This is a genomic window from Methyloglobulus sp. (assembly GCF_046714055.1).
Taxonomy (GTDB): domain Bacteria; phylum Pseudomonadota; class Gammaproteobacteria; order Methylococcales; family Methylomonadaceae; genus Methyloglobulus.
Map to the genome: position 1 here is coordinate 1 of NZ_JBKKBJ010000269.1, position 13,966 is coordinate 13,966.

The 13,966-nt window shown below is 49.2% G+C and carries 14 protein-coding genes; 3 read left to right on the forward strand and 11 right to left on the reverse strand.

What is annotated here, in order from left to right:
- The 7 genes from ACLQ6D_RS16020 to hppD form a co-directional block, all read right to left on the reverse strand.
- A partial coding sequence (locus ACLQ6D_RS16020; protein WP_411728311.1) for a transposase occupies positions 1-688 on the reverse strand: 688 nt, incomplete at its 3' end.
- Between the two features lie 92 nt (positions 689-780).
- Positions 781-1,587, reverse strand: a complete 807-nt coding sequence (locus ACLQ6D_RS16025) for an aldo/keto reductase family protein (protein WP_411728312.1) — start codon at positions 1,585-1,587, stop codon at positions 781-783.
- Between the two features lie 369 nt (positions 1,588-1,956).
- Positions 1,957-2,430: a Crp/Fnr family transcriptional regulator gene (locus ACLQ6D_RS16030; protein WP_411728313.1), complete on the reverse strand. Its 474-nt coding sequence runs from the start codon at positions 2,428-2,430 to the stop codon at positions 1,957-1,959.
- Between the two features lie 234 nt (positions 2,431-2,664).
- Positions 2,665-3,312, reverse strand: coding sequence for a maleylacetoacetate isomerase (gene maiA, locus ACLQ6D_RS16035; RefSeq protein ID WP_411728314.1), 648 nt, complete (start codon positions 3,310-3,312; stop codon positions 2,665-2,667).
- Positions 3,303-4,283 (reverse strand): fumarylacetoacetate hydrolase family protein, encoded by a 981-nt coding sequence (locus tag ACLQ6D_RS16040; protein WP_411728315.1) that lies wholly within the window; start codon positions 4,281-4,283, stop codon positions 3,303-3,305. The genes maiA and ACLQ6D_RS16040 overlap by 10 nt, the downstream gene beginning before the upstream one ends.
- On the reverse strand, positions 4,280-5,395 hold the full coding sequence (locus ACLQ6D_RS16045) for a homogentisate 1,2-dioxygenase (RefSeq protein WP_411728316.1): 1,116 nt from the start codon (positions 5,393-5,395) through the stop codon (positions 4,280-4,282). The genes ACLQ6D_RS16040 and ACLQ6D_RS16045 overlap by 4 nt, the downstream gene beginning before the upstream one ends.
- Complete coding sequence (hppD, locus tag ACLQ6D_RS16050; protein ID WP_411728317.1) at positions 5,395-6,450, reverse strand: 4-hydroxyphenylpyruvate dioxygenase; 1,056 nt, start codon at positions 6,448-6,450, stop codon at positions 5,395-5,397. The genes ACLQ6D_RS16045 and hppD overlap by 1 nt, the downstream gene beginning before the upstream one ends.
- Before the next feature lie 383 nt (positions 6,451-6,833).
- Between hppD and ACLQ6D_RS16055 the strand changes: the two genes are divergently transcribed.
- Entirely contained in the window at positions 6,834-7,736 is a 903-nt protein-coding gene (locus ACLQ6D_RS16055; protein WP_411728318.1) for a hypothetical protein, read from the forward strand.
- Positions 7,737-8,123: 387 nt separating this feature from the next.
- On the opposite strand, the gene ACLQ6D_RS16060 is transcribed toward ACLQ6D_RS16055, so the two are convergent.
- Positions 8,124-10,076: an acetoacetate--CoA ligase gene (locus tag ACLQ6D_RS16060; RefSeq protein WP_411728319.1), complete on the reverse strand. Its 1,953-nt coding sequence runs from the start codon at positions 10,074-10,076 to the stop codon at positions 8,124-8,126.
- Between the two features lie 289 nt (positions 10,077-10,365).
- Positions 10,366-10,857 carry a macro domain-containing protein gene (locus ACLQ6D_RS16065; protein ID WP_411728320.1) on the reverse strand — a complete coding sequence of 164 codons (492 nt, stop codon included), beginning with the start codon at positions 10,855-10,857 and terminating at the stop codon, positions 10,366-10,368.
- Positions 10,858-11,502: 645 nt separating this feature from the next.
- On the opposite strand from ACLQ6D_RS16065, the gene ACLQ6D_RS16070 reads away from it, so the two are divergent.
- Complete coding sequence (locus ACLQ6D_RS16070; RefSeq protein WP_411728321.1) at positions 11,503-11,667, forward strand: hypothetical protein; 165 nt, start codon at positions 11,503-11,505, stop codon at positions 11,665-11,667.
- A 235-nt stretch (positions 11,668-11,902) separates the two neighbouring features.
- Positions 11,903-13,051 carry an IS4 family transposase gene (locus ACLQ6D_RS16075; protein ID WP_411728322.1) on the forward strand — a complete coding sequence of 383 codons (1,149 nt, stop codon included), beginning with the start codon at positions 11,903-11,905 and terminating at the stop codon, positions 13,049-13,051.
- Here the strand turns inward: ACLQ6D_RS16075 and ACLQ6D_RS16080 are convergent.
- Together ACLQ6D_RS16080 and ACLQ6D_RS16085 are read right to left on the reverse strand one after the other, a co-directional pair.
- Positions 13,043-13,237: a hypothetical protein gene (locus ACLQ6D_RS16080; RefSeq protein ID WP_411728323.1), complete on the reverse strand. Its 195-nt coding sequence runs from the start codon at positions 13,235-13,237 to the stop codon at positions 13,043-13,045. The two genes, ACLQ6D_RS16075 and ACLQ6D_RS16080, sit on opposite strands and share 9 nt — an antisense overlap.
- Before the next feature lie 449 nt (positions 13,238-13,686).
- The gene (locus tag ACLQ6D_RS16085; RefSeq protein ID WP_411728324.1) at positions 13,687-13,866 is read right to left on the reverse strand and encodes a DUF5652 family protein; all 180 of its coding nucleotides are present in this window, start codon (positions 13,864-13,866) and stop codon (positions 13,687-13,689) included.
- Positions 13,867-13,966 lie beyond the last annotated feature (100 nt).

Genomic DNA, 13,966 nt, shown 5'->3' on the forward strand with positions numbered 1-13,966 from the left:
ACAGCCGGTGCTCGGTGCGGGTCAGCAGTTTTTTCAAGGACTGCGGGTCATGTCCGTTGCCTGGGGTATGGCCAATGGCCTTGATGAAGCCGCCCCCGTCGACGTTGGCATGCGCCTTGTTCCCGTAAGTGCTGGCCTTCTTGCCGTTGGCGGCCACCTTGACGTTGTGCCCCGCCTCGCTGTCCTGGGTCCTGGGTGTCCCCCCGTCCTTCCCCTTGCGCGGGCGGCGGCTTTGCCTGGCCTCGATGACGGTGGCGTCGACAATGACGGCTTCGCCAGTCTTGATGTACAAGCCCTTGGCAGACAGTGGTTGGTTGATCTCGGCCAGCAAGGTTTCCGGCAACCCCTGTTTGGCCAACATGTTCCGGAACCGCCAGACCGTGCCATGGTCGGGCACGCCTTCGCTCAGGCCCAAGTTGACGGAGCGCCGGGACATCGAGTCCCGCGCCAGTTGCTTTTCCAGTTTCGGGTCGCCCAGCCCATACCAGCCTTGCAACAACAAGGCCTTGAACACCAGCAACGGCAGCCCCGCCGCCCCGCCCCGCTTCTTGCCATGGATGCCCGACATCTGCTGTCCTGTCGGTTTCCAGACGATCAACTGGCGGATACCGCCCATCTCTTCCAAGGCTTCGTGGCGTTTGACAAGGGCATCGCTTAAACTGGTTTGGGCTAGGTACTTCCAAGACATGGGCTGTTTGTTCGGGCTTTGATAAGGGCTTATTTTACCAGTTAGGGGCTTGGGTTCGCGCAAAGGTCTCTAATTATTCATGTATACCAATCTCAAAGTAATGCCCCTATGGCAGAGCACTCTTCCGAATTCAGTTCAAAATCGAAAATCGATAGGTCTTCCGGCATATGGGTTGCCGAGGTTGTTCCGGTCAAGGGGACAATCCCGATCTGGGTCAAATACCGGAAAAAGACTTGGGCGGCACTGCGTCCGTATTGTGCTGCCAGACTTTGCAGCGTCGCATCTGCTAAGACGCGAGGGTTGGCAGTCAACGTCCAGAAACTTTGATAAATCATCCCGTGTTGCCGACAAAAATCCCTGATAGTACGGTCATGCCCAGTATTGGAATAAAATCGGTTCTGGATGACTGTCGGCTTGATTTCAGAACAACGATACAAATCTTCAAGCTTCTGTAAATCATAACAATTGCTGATACCCAGTTGCTTAACACCGCCGTTTTGGACAATTATTTCCATGGCCGCCCAAACATCCAAAGTCTGTTGTGCATTGGATAGGGGTGAATGTAAAACCAAACAATCCAGGTAAGCGGTTTGCAAGTTTTTGAGGGAGGCCTGGAACGATTGGGCGACTTGTTCACCTAGGCTTGCCTTGGGATCGTAAGGGATTCGATTGGGATCATGACCGTCCAAGGGTGTAAATTTGCTTTGCAGGTATAATTCGGATCGTTTGACTAAGCCACGATTGACACAGGCAATAATGCCTTCCCCAACACCGGCCTCATAGTAATGCTTAGGTTGGCAAGCCGTGTCAATACCGCGAAAACCCATCACAATGGCTTGTTCTACCAACGCTGCCGTGCGACCTTGTTTCCAGGCTGTACCGTAAATTATCTTCGGCATCCGGACACCGTGATCTGTAATCAAGAAATCATCAGAGTTCATAGGGTTTTTTAAGGAAAATAGGTTTCTTGGTCAATACTCTCACCCTAACTGCCATTGATCAACAGTGGATTGGCGCTTGAAAAATCTATCTTGAATAATATTACATGGCTATTTACAAGTTGCAGGTAAAGACAGCAATTACCGCCCGAAAATTTTCTTGCCTCCTTATAAAGGGCTTGTTTTTATTGCTTGTTAGTGAAATTCAACCAATGTTTGAATTCGATAACCTGTGATAAATAAATAACCGTGATATCTTTTTCGTCAATTGGGAGTTCCAATAATCATCACATCGAGACTATCAACCGACATAAGAATCCTGACTGAGTGCTAGGCATATCCTGCAGGATTCCATTCATCCATCATCTTCTGGCGCGCCGCATCGAGACGCAGCGACATTAATTCTGCAAATTTCTTTAATAGCCCGTAGCCGAATTTCGGTTCCTGTTCGCATCGTGCCAGTATGGCGATCCCGTCAAACATGAGCAATTCCGAGTCCTCTTCGGCCATGGCTTGAAAATTCCATTTAAAGGGTGGAATCAGCCAAGACCACCCCAGAACCTGGCCCTTACTTAAAGTCTGGATCTCTAGGTTCGGGCCAATTATCGCTGGAATTTGTATGGAGATGTACCCATTGCGGACTACATAGAACTTGTCCGCGCTTTCGCCCTGTCGAAACAGGATCCACCCCTTTTTGATTTCGCACGTACTCGAACACTCGGACAAGAATTTAAGGATGTCACCGTTAAACCCGGAAAAAAATTCGTGGCTCGACAGGTACTCGGTAATTGATTGATTGCTCATTGTTTATCTCCACAAATCAATGGTTACGACGGCGATGGATGGGCTTCTAAGCCTTAATCCCGCTATTCTTACACCTAATGCTTCTAATATGTTAGTGTGTCAATCCGCGTTGGAGCGATACCTTGTCACTTTTGGGTTGGACTAATACACTTTAAAGTTTCAATTCCCGAATCTAAAAATACCTTACGATTAACGGGGGATTATCAGAATTAATGTGACTATTAACTAACAAAGTCAAGGTTCGGTGTCCGGCTGATTTTCCGGTGCGGCATTGTAAAAAGCAGTCTCCTGCATACAATTTTGATAAATACCGCTAATCAATGGGAAACTTTTCATATCGCATTCATAACGCAAGGCATTGTAAACCTGCGGTATTAGAAAGGCATCGGCCATGCTGAGTGTGTCGCCAAAACAAAAACGGCCCCGGTCATCGCTTTTTTGCAGTAGCTGTTCAAAAGCAGTAAACCCTTCCTGTATCCAATGGCTGCGCCAAGCTTGTTCAAAGTCATTTTTAAGCAAGTTTTTTTGATAGTCCAGCACCCGTAAATTATTGAGTGGATGAATATCACAAGCAATGATTTGAGCCAACGAGCGGACATAAGCGCGTTCTATGGCAGTGGCAGGCAGCAACGGCGGAGTTGGGTGGACTTCTTCCAGATACTCGATAATCGCGGACGACTGGGTCAATACCGTATTTTCCACCACTAGGACGGGTACCTGTCCCTGTGGATTAAGTGCCAGATAATCGGCTTTGAATTGTTCGCCGCCGTTCTTGAGCAGGTGTAAGGGGCGGATTTCATAGTCGATATTTTTCAGGTTCAGCGCAATGCGTACCCGATACGCGGCGGAACTCCTGAAATAACTGTACAGGATTACCGGCATGGACTGACTTCCTGTTCAATTGCACCGAAGATTGAAAGCCCCTGCCCATCCAGCATTTCTATCTGAATTTTATCGCCGAAACGCATAAATTCGGTAACAGCCGCACCGGTTTCGATGATTTCAACGACCCGCTTTTCGACGATGCAGGAATACCCCCTTGTTAGATCATAATTACTGACCGTACCGGAACCGATAATAGTCCCGGTAGCCAATTTTCGGGACTTGGCGGCATGATGGATCAGCCTGGCAAAACTGAATTGCATGTCGGCACCAGCATTCGCATTGCCAAATAGCCGTTCGTTCCAATAGACCATCAAGGGCAGATGCAGTTTAGAATCTTCCCAGGCCGCACCCAGTTCGTCGGGAGTCACTGCCACTGGTGAAAAAGCGCTGGCGGGTTTGCCTTGTAGAAATCCAAAACCTTTAGCCAGTTCATCAGGGATCAGGTTTCGCAATGACACATCGTTAACCAGCAGGATCAGCTTGATATGGATGGCAGCATCCTTGATGGAGACCCCATATTCCACATCATCGGTAATCACGCCGACTTCGGCCTCAAAATCGATGCCCCATTCTTCATTCGCTGCTTCAATAGGATCACAGGCACCCAGCATGTTGTCCGAAGCGCCCTGGTACATCAAAGGGTCATCGAACAACCTGTTAGGCATATCGGCTCCTCGTGCTTTCCGCACCCGTTCGACATGACTCAAATAAGCACTGCCATCCAGCCATTGATAAGCCCTGGGCAACGGAGCTGCTGCTAGGCAAGAATCGAAAGGGATACATTCACACTTGTCTCTGTTAAGTGTCTGATAAGCCTGTTGCAGTTGGGGTTCTACCTCGCTCCAGTTATCCAGTGCTGCTTGCAGGGTCAATGCTATATTAGGGACAGCTTTCGCCTTGGTCAGTTCTCGATTAACGACGACCAGGCTGCCATCCCGGTCAGCTGATTTGAATGTGGCGAGCTTCATTTCCAGGAATCCACATAATCCGCCCACTCGATCACTTTGGCCTGTTCGGAAATTTCCAGCGCATCACGGGTATCAATCATTACTGCCACCTCATCCGCCATGCTCCCGCGCTTTTTCTCGGCATTCTGCAACGCTTTGGGGTGCGGGCCGTGCGGAATGCCGCTGGGATGTAAGGTCATCATGCCAGGGTAGATATGATCCCGGGAAAAAAACTGCCCGGCATGGTAAAAAATCAGTTCATCATAATCATCATTGCTGTGGAAAAAAGGCACGTTCAATGCGTTGGGATCGGACTCGAAAGGCCGTGGCACGAAGGTGCATACGACAAAACGGCTGGTGGTGAAAGTGGTATGCGCAGAAGGCGGAACGTGGTAGCGGTGGCTCATCAACGGCCTGATGTCGCGCCAGTTAAGGCGTACCGGCATCAACGTACCATGCCAGCCTACTGCATCCAGCGGATTGAACGGATAGGTGATCGTGCTCAGGCTATTTCTTTTTTTGACCACCACGCGCCATTCAGCTTCATTTTGCTGGGCGACGAACGCGTCGTCAATTTTCGGCGTTTCCAAAATTGCCGGATCGAAAATCGCCTGATTGCCCACCAGACCTTTTTCCGGCAAGCGGTAGCTGTCGTTGGTCGCCTCAACCAACAAAGCGCTGACAGGTTCCTTCACGCTTATGCGCCACTGGGTTCCACGCGGCAACATGACATAATCGCCCTCGCTAAAACTTAAATGGCCGTAATCGCAGTACAACTCGCCCGCGCCCTGGTGTATGAAGATCAACTCGTCGCCGTCGGCATTTCTAACCAGATGATCCATGTCGTTTTTCAACTTCATAAAGCATATTTGTATGTTTGGGTTGCTGAACAGCAAGCATGCCTCCACTAGACTATCTTTTGAAAGCGCCATTTTTTTGGTGTCGAAAGCATGAGGCCGTAATGGGCCTTCAACCGTTAGCCAACTCGTAGGCGGGTGACGGTGATACATCTGGGTGGCGGGGCCATAAAAACCTTCCTTGCCTAATTCCCGTTCATAAGTACCCGCCGGAAGATCGGTATGCGCCTGCCGTGATGCGTTACCTTCCACTTTAGGTATATTGATCCATGGCATCAGATCGCTCCCCTTTTGATCTGGTCACTCTCGATAGCCTCAAACAGCGCCTGAAAGTTGCCTTCCCCAAAACCATCGTTGCCTTTGCGTTGGATGATTTCAAAGAAGATGGGGCCGATCACAGTATTGGTGAAAATTTGCAGCAGCAGGCCGGCATCCCGTTCAGGTGCGCCGTCAATCAAAATCCTGTCCTTGCGTAACCGTTCCAATGCCTCATGATGTCCGGGCACCCTTGCATCGACCACATCATAGTAAGTCTCAGGAATGTCCATAAACTCAACACCGTTGCCACGCAATTGTTCCACCGTGGCGTAGATGTCATCAGTAGCCAGGGCAATATGCTGAATACCTTCGCCGTGGTATACATCCAGATATTCCTGAATTTGCGATTTTGAATCGGTCGGTTCATTGATCGGGATGCGAATTTTGCCGCAAGGGCTGGTCATGGCGCGGGATTTCAATCCGGTAATTTTGCCGTGGATATCGAAATAACGGATTTCACGAAAATTGAACAACCACTGGTAAAATTCCGCCCACTTGTCCATGCCACCGTGGTAAACATTATGGGTCAAGTGGTCGATAGCTGTCAGCCCGATGCCTACAGGCTTTAGATCCACGCCTTCCAGCGGTATAAAATCCACATCATAAATGGAATGCTCTTCACCATAGCGATCTACCAGATAAATAAGGCTGCGGCCAATGCCCCGGATTGCAGGAATGTTGAGTTCCATCGGGCCGACATGGCCGTGATAGGGCTGGGCGCCCAATTTGATCGCCCGATCAAGACAATCAGCGGCATTTTTGACCCTGATTGCAAACGCACAAATGGAAGGGCCATGCACTTTCGCAAAAGCCTGGGCGAAACTGGACGGCTCATGGTTGATGATAAAATTGATTTGACCCTGCCGATAAAGGACTACATCTTTGGAACGGTGTTTTGCGATGGCTACAAAACCCAGTCTCGTGAACAATTTTTCTAACTCACGGGTGTCCGGCGCGGTATACTCGACGAATTCGAAACCATCTGTCCCGACCGGATTCGATGCACTATTCATTGCACTGCCTCCGTCTTCATTATATTGACCTTAAGACTCAATCGTAGCTATTAAGTTTCACCACTTCTTTTCTGAAGTCTCTATACAAAGCCGTATTCTCAGAAACTTATCTAATCCAAGTTATACTCCCTCTCCTGCTGGATGCCTACATGGATGTAGGTAGTAGGGCAACGCAGGAGCAGTTGCCGAGAGGGTTGGGGTGAGGAGAATAAAATCAACTGTTTATATCCCCTCATCCCGACCTTCTTCCTGAGGGGGACGGCGCGGGTTCCCTACCCGCTGCCGCACTTCCTCCATCCCTGGAGGGCGAAGGAGATTTTTTGAATTTTTAGAGGTTCCCTTATGTCAAAAGCGCATTAAACAACCATTATCGGAGGTGCGCCATGCAAGGCAAACTGTTAGCCAGTTTTTCACAAAAGCATCATATTGAAGGTTTGACAGCGCCGTCATTGATTGCGCTCAGTGAAAGACGGAGTGAGTATTCCCTCAATAAAGCCAAACATTTCCTCAAATTTCAACGCCGTATCAATAAGGAACTGCTCAATCATCACGTCATTACCGACAATCCTTACACGGCATGGTTTGAACTAGGCGACCAGAATTTGGCGCAGATCAAGGACTTTATCATTCAATTCTCGGTGTTTTCCAATCAGTTCCTGATTGCCCAACTGCACAAGATGATCCATGCCGACACACTGGAAAGTATGCGGGCATCAAAAGAAATTCTGGCGAATGAAATCGGTGTCCGCTTCAAATCGACTCGGCAGTCAACTGGGGGGGACAACCTCGGAGCGACGGAAGGCAGCATAGAAGGCGGTATTTTTCATTTTGGCGCCGGCCATTTCGAATGGTTGTATAACATTGCCCAAAAACTCGACCTTTCTTTTGCCGAAATAGGCCAACCCAAACACGGAACAAGACCCACCCTGTTTTTCTGTGATGAACTGATCCGGCTTTATGGCGGGGATGACTACCAAGTCTCCCAAGCTGCCAGTTATGCGGTTGAAAACTGGGCCGCCGCCGGATTCTGGGGACAATTAATCAAGGGCATTAAACGGTTTAACGAAAGAAACGCAACCGACCTGCCTTTGGGCTTTTTCATCTGGCACGATCATCTGGAATCTCAACATGCCGCCCATACTCAGGAAGAACTGGAGGAGCTTTATTTCACCCTAGAACTGAATGAAGACGGGTTTATCCATTACGGCAATGAAATGCTGGACGGCGTTGCCGCATTTTGGGATGGACTGGATGAACAAAGGCGTGGATTGGTGGCAGCTCATTGAGCCATTAAACTCAGGCGAAAGCAATAGTAGTGTAGGTTGGGTTAGGCGCACATGGCGAATGTCTATTAAGATACCACCGGATTGTCCGTGCGCCGTAACCCAACAGTTACCGCCGACCGAAATGCCGTTTGTTGGGTTACGACGCGCCCAGGCTTCCTACAAGTTTCATCGCCCTACAGTTTGCGCGTCTAACCCAACCTACTTCACTGCATTGTAACGTCGAGCGTTGGAAGAAGGACTACCTTATCAGTCCTTGGTGGCAAGTGTACTGCACAAATATGTATCTGGGAGCTTGCAGGATATCGCTGCTAACAAAACGCTACATCGGGTAAGTCGGTAAGTAGCATAGGTTGCCATGAAGGTATCACAGAAAGATGAGGAGATTTTTTAGAGGTCTTCTTTAATACGAAAATACTGTTCCAACACTTCGGGATTTGCCAGTGCATTTTGGTTTTTTACCGGATGCCCGTGAATGATATTGCGTACCGCCAGTTCCGCAATTTTGCCGCTTTTGGTGCGCGGAATATCGGTCACTTGCAGGATTTCCGCTGGAACGTGATGGGGAGAGGCATTTTGCCTGACCTGTTGTTTGATCTTCATCTTCAATTGGTCTGATAACGTCACCCCATCACGCAGGATGACAAATAAAATGATCCTGCAATCCCCGTTGTGTTCCTGCCCAACCACCAGGCTTTCCAGAACCTCATCCACCTGCTCCACTTGCCGATAAATTTCAGCCGTACCGATCCTGATGCCGCCAGGGTTGAGCACCGCATCCGAACGGCCATAAATGATCATGCCGCCACTGTCTGTCAACGCCACATAATCGCCGTGCCACCACACGCCCGGATATTTTTCAAAATAAGCCGCATGGTACTGGCTCTGGTCGGGGTCGTTCCAAAAGCCTATCGGCATGGAAGGAAACGACGCCTTACAGACCAGTTCACCTTTTTCCCCTTGTAAGGACAGGCCGTTGTCGTCATAAACATCTACGTTCATCGCCAGCCCACGACACTGGATTTCTCCCCGACGCACCGGAAGAATCGGGCAACCGAGCACAAAGCAGGAAATAATGTCCGAGCCGCCGGAAATAGACGACAGGCAGACATCCGATTTGATCGATCCATAGACAAAATCAAACCCTTCCGGCATCAAGGGCGATCCGGTGGATAAAATCGTATTGAGCGATGACAGGCCGTGGGTATTTTTAGGGTTAACAGTGGATTTTTTGATGGCATCGATATACTTGGCGGAAACCCCAAAGATATTGACCTGAAATTGATCAACCAAGTCGAATAACGCGTCGGCCCCGGGATACAGCGGCGAACCGTCATATAGTACCAGTTCCGCACCGGATGCCAATGCGGAAGCCAGCCAGTTCCACATCATCCAGCCGCAAGTGGTGTAATAAAACAGACGGTCGCCGGGATGGATATCCACATGCAGTTTGTGTTCTTTCAGGTGCTGGATCAAAGTCCCCCCAACCCCATGCACGATACATTTTGGCGTCCCCGTGGTGCCCGAAGAATAAAGTATAAATAAGGGATCGTCGAACGCCATCGGCACAAACTCTATCAGCAGGTTTTCCGAATAATCGCCCAAATAGTCTTGCCAGAGCATTACCTGATTGGTGGTCTTGAACGATTTCTTTTTTAGATAAGGAATTAACACGGTCTTTTGGACTGACGGAAGCGCCTTAAGCAATGGTTCAACCTGATCCAGCCGATCAAATACCTTACCGTTGAAAGTGTAGCCGTCACAGACAAACAACACCTTGGGAGCTATTTGGCTGAAACGGTCTACGATCCCGGGAACCCCAAAATCTGGGGAACAGCTACTCCAGATTGCACCGAGGCTGGTGGCTGCCAGCATCGCAATAATGGTTTCGGGAAGGTTGGGCAAAACACCGGCCACCCGATCGCCGGGTCTGACGCCGTCATTTCGCAGCGCCTGGGCGAGTTGGGAAACACGGCGATACAAGTCTCCGTAAGGAAGCCGCCGAGTTTCGCCATTCTCTCCGTGAAAACTAATGGCAAAGTGGCGATTGACATGCCGTTCTAATAAATTTTCCGAATAATTGAGCCGTGCATCAGGAAACCATTTGGCTCCAGGCATTCTGTTTTCATGCGATAAAACCACTTTCCCTTTCCGGGCAGCCTTGATATCCGCAAAATCCCACATCAAATCCCAAAAAGCGGCAGGGTCTTCAATAGACCATTGGTAAAGGACAGCATAGTCGGTAACATCAACGCCATAACGCCCACCCACCCATTTCATGAAGCGGGTAATATTGGCGTTTTCCTGCCGTTCCTCCGAAGGCTGCCAAAGGACTGGATTCACGTTGTTCACCTATGCCTGGACACATTCCATAAGAGCGGAAACGGCTCGGGTAAGTTCAGGTGAGCGGCTTGAATACGATTTTCCACTTCTCCAAGCCCGGAAGGATGTGCTGAACGAAGGGAAGCGCATCGTTCGTGTTGTCTCGATTGATGCGCCTCGTGCCTCGGCACATCCTACACATGGCGCATCTTACGGGTTTTGTCAGATTACATGGTTTATATTTTCCAAGCTCGTCATACCCGCTTCCCGGCGGGTATGACGAGCTTGCTATTAATCTGAAAAAGTAGAACTATACGCCGGGTTCATCAGCAGATTGTCCGGGATAATAAGCAATGTACACGTAAACGGGGATACCAAGCCCGCCTAAATTATTTTCAATCAACGGCCACACATCATCCCAGTCCAAATCACCCAAACCGGTGCCTAACCTCGGCAAAGCAATCGAAGTAAGTCTCTCAAAGGCAATCATTTTCACTAATGCAGTTAACGCGTGCCTGATATTGCTTAGGGTTGCTTTGTCATAGTGATGGTCGTTGCTTTCCATGCTTTCATGGGTGGTCAGGTTCACAATACGGACATTGTTTTGCCCAACCCACATCCAGGCTTCGCCCGGCTTTGTATTATGTTGATGGCACCAGCGGTTTAGGTCTTTTTGTAGGGATGGATATTTGTTACGCAATTCCAGGGCCAAACCTTTATCCATAGGGTCGTTTACCCCAACTCCGTGGACAATTGCTTGAGCCTTGCTCAATAGGATGTCACCTTCGACTTTGTATATCATAGTTTCCTCAGTATTGTGCTTTATTCAGATAGTACAGCCAAGTTGGATCATGCCTTAGCGTCGAACAAACGAAGGATATCAATTTTTTTCGGGTTTTTTAAACCATTTCGGACTTTGGCCCGGTAAATTAACATCGCGAAATATGAATCTAAAAAAATTATTTTTCCACAAATTTTAAATTGTCTCAAAAATAATAGGTCAGTGCCAAGAGTACATAGGTCTGATCTGTAAACGGTAATGAAAATTGTTCCATGCTGTTTTGCAAGACCAGCCCCTCAGTCCCATATCCAACCATCGAAATGTAGGGCATAAACAGCATGCCTGATCTACAGGGCTGTTTTGTCCATACAATGAGCAAGCCCAGCCCGGATGGAGCTTTGCGGAGTCTGGGGCAAATGTGGCTCCGATTACCCCGGATTCCGCTACGTTTCATCCGGGCTTGTATCTCTCCAAAACATGATATATATGCCTAGCTAGCTGTATATCATCGTGCATGACCAGAGTTTGTATCCGGGCTGAGGCAAAAAGTCTGTCGAGTAGATAAAACCCATGCCCACCTTATCTTAAAACTGAATGGTATCCAAGTTCTTCCCGATCAGGGAAAACCCGTAAGGAGGGTCTTGACCCGCCCTACAGATCTGGAATTTGAGCGGCCTGAAAAAATACGCCGAAAATATTGAAATTTGCCAGACCTTGGATGAAATCATCGTCAAACTTAAACTGGAAGCGCGTTATGGCGGACACTTTGTGTTGATGAGCAATGGCAGTTGTGGGGGGATTTATCAGCGCTTGCAGGATGCCCTAAGTTAAATACACATCGTTCCCACGCTCCGGCGACACGCAGGAGCGTCCAGGGGTGAGTTCCCACGCCACGCAGAGCGTGGGAACTATAAAACTTAATTTTACTCTGACCCCAATTATTACAAAATCAATGGAGTCTGACCCACTGCTGTCCCACAGTTTAACAAGAAAGTCGACCTAAGAATCCCCTGTTGGATTACAATGAGTCAACGACAACTTCTTGAAACACATAGGAACTTAGGTCATGGCACATTGTAATACAATCCTGTCCCAACTGCTCAAAATCGTAGGTAGACATGAATTTGAAAAAGTCGCATCCATGCACCACCAAGGCCAACGGCTGCGTAAACCCAGCCGCTGGTCACAGTTTGTGGCGATGGCGTTTGCCCAGTTAAGCGGCCGGCAAAGCCTGCGCGACATAGAATCCAACCTGAACGCACAGCGGCAACATAGCTACCATCTGGGTGGTGCACCTATAACCCGCTCAAGTTTGGCACGATTAAATAACCGGCAACCTGCGAGTTGTTATGAAGCGTTGTTTTACCAACTGTACACCCGCTGCGCCAAGCATGCGCCCAAGCACGGCTTCCGGTTCAAGAACCCGCTGTATGCCCTGGATGCCTCGCTCATTGACCTGTCGCTCAAGCTCTTCCCGTGGTCGCATTATGCACTGGGTAAAGGCGCGATGAAGTTGCAAGTGGGCCTTGATTTAAGAGGCCACCTCCCGGCGTTCGTGACGGTGACGGAGAGCAAGAGGGCGGACAGCGAATGCGCCAAATTGCTCACTTTGCCCAAAGGCAGCATCGTGGTGTGCGATAGGGGCTACAATGACTATGGCTGGTATAAGTCCCTGACGGGGCAAGGTGTTTTTTACGTCACCCGACAGCGCAGCAATGCCACGTATGAGGTCGTCGGGCATCGTGCAGCCCCTCCAAAGGCGGGTGTCATCAGTGACCGGGTGATCCGCTACAACTCCCTGCGTTCCCGACAAAAGCAGTTGCCCGATGTGCGGCAAGTCGTCTACGTCGATGCCGACACACAAAAGCAATACACCTTCATCACCAACCACTTCAAGCTGTCGGCGCAGACCATTGCAGACATTTATAAACAACGTTGGCAAGTTGAGTTGTTTTTTAAATGGATCAAGCAAAACCTCAAGATCAAATCGTTTCTTGGCACCAGCCAGAACGCGGTGATGACACAAATCTGGATTGCGATGTGCGTTTACCTGCTGCTGGCATACCTCAAGTTCTGCAACAAAGTACAAGCGTCCCTGCAGCGCATCATTAGGTTGTTGGCGCTGAATTTGTTCGCTAAACGCGACCTGATCAAACTGATAAAGGCTGAACCGCCGCCTGACGGCCACCCGTTCGTGCAGGTGGCCTTATGGTGAGGCTAAACTGTGGGACAGCAGTGAGTCTGACCCCATTGATTTCGGGGTGTTGGCGAACTCCTGGGGATCGAAGGGCTTGCCGTCCTTTCGGACCGCCAAGACCAATTCCTCGGCACCGACATCAATGCCTGCGAAAATCGGTGGTTTTGATTTAGACTGACGTTTAATAAGTTGAAGGTTCGACATATTTATTTGTAAAAATAAGGTTAAAGAAAGTAGACTATCCATTGGTTCCCGACCCTGCACATGCACCTGCCTTCCTTGTGTATGCAGGCTCCAGGCCTCAGATACTCCACGGCATGGGTGAATAGGGCGGGGGCCAATCTACGGCACAGGCTCTGGTCAACAACCAGTCCTCAGGGCGGAACGGCCTCCCAATGAACCGCTAAAGCTTACCTGATTTCCTGGGTAATATTTTATTAGATTTAATCATACAAGGGCGGATTAGACGCGCAAACCATTCAAGCTCAACATAGGTAAGGATTTCCCGCGCGTCGTAATCCGCCATTTTCGATGAACACCGCAGTTGGCGGGTTACGCCGCGCAGGAACATCGGTGATTGTTTTGGTTCGGTGGGTTGCGCGGCTAACCACGCCCTACGGAATCCGCCGTACGCGGTCCGGTTGAGTGTTGTGTTAGGCCGATGTGGGAATGTTAGAACTGACCCCATTCTTTGTGATAAAAATATACAGCATATCTAGAAGTCCCAGCGTATTGAAAAACAATAGTACTACAAACCATACCTTGTGACGCTTATTGGCGGCTATCCAAAGAGCCCAGCCCTTCCAAAGCAAAACCCACAAGAACAGGACCATTACAATGACTGCGCGTTCATCGAGATAGATATCTCAGACTTGATATTTTCTGCTAGAGAACAAGCCAAGTGTTTTACCAGAATTAAGATTTGTTACGTTC

Excerpts from the sequence above, each read along its gene's own strand:
- ACLQ6D_RS16065 (WP_411728320.1), bottom strand. The coding sequence starts at position 10,857 with ATGATATACAAAGTCGAAGGTGACATCCTATTGAGCAAGGCTCAAGCA.
- ACLQ6D_RS16080 (WP_411728323.1), bottom strand. The coding sequence starts at position 13,237 with ATGTCGAACCTTCAACTTATTAAACGTCAGTCTAAATCAAAACCACCG.
- ACLQ6D_RS16040 (WP_411728315.1), bottom strand. The coding sequence starts at position 4,283 with ATGAAGCTCGCCACATTCAAATCAGCTGACCGGGATGGCAGCCTGGTC.
- hppD (WP_411728317.1), bottom strand. The coding sequence starts at position 6,450 with ATGAATAGTGCATCGAATCCGGTCGGGACAGATGGTTTCGAATTCGTC.
- ACLQ6D_RS16085 (WP_411728324.1), bottom strand. The coding sequence starts at position 13,866 with ATGGTCCTGTTCTTGTGGGTTTTGCTTTGGAAGGGCTGGGCTCTTTGG.
- ACLQ6D_RS16025 (WP_411728312.1), bottom strand. The coding sequence starts at position 1,587 with ATGCCGAAGATAATTTACGGTACAGCCTGGAAACAAGGTCGCACGGCA.
- maiA (WP_411728314.1), bottom strand. The coding sequence starts at position 3,312 with ATGCCGGTAATCCTGTACAGTTATTTCAGGAGTTCCGCCGCGTATCGG.
- ACLQ6D_RS16045 (WP_411728316.1), bottom strand. The coding sequence starts at position 5,395 with ATGCCATGGATCAATATACCTAAAGTGGAAGGTAACGCATCACGGCAG.
- ACLQ6D_RS16075 (WP_411728322.1), top strand. The coding sequence starts at position 11,903 with ATGGCACATTGTAATACAATCCTGTCCCAACTGCTCAAAATCGTAGGT.
- ACLQ6D_RS16030 (WP_411728313.1), bottom strand. The coding sequence starts at position 2,430 with ATGAGCAATCAATCAATTACCGAGTACCTGTCGAGCCACGAATTTTTT.
- ACLQ6D_RS16055 (WP_411728318.1), top strand. The coding sequence starts at position 6,834 with ATGCAAGGCAAACTGTTAGCCAGTTTTTCACAAAAGCATCATATTGAA.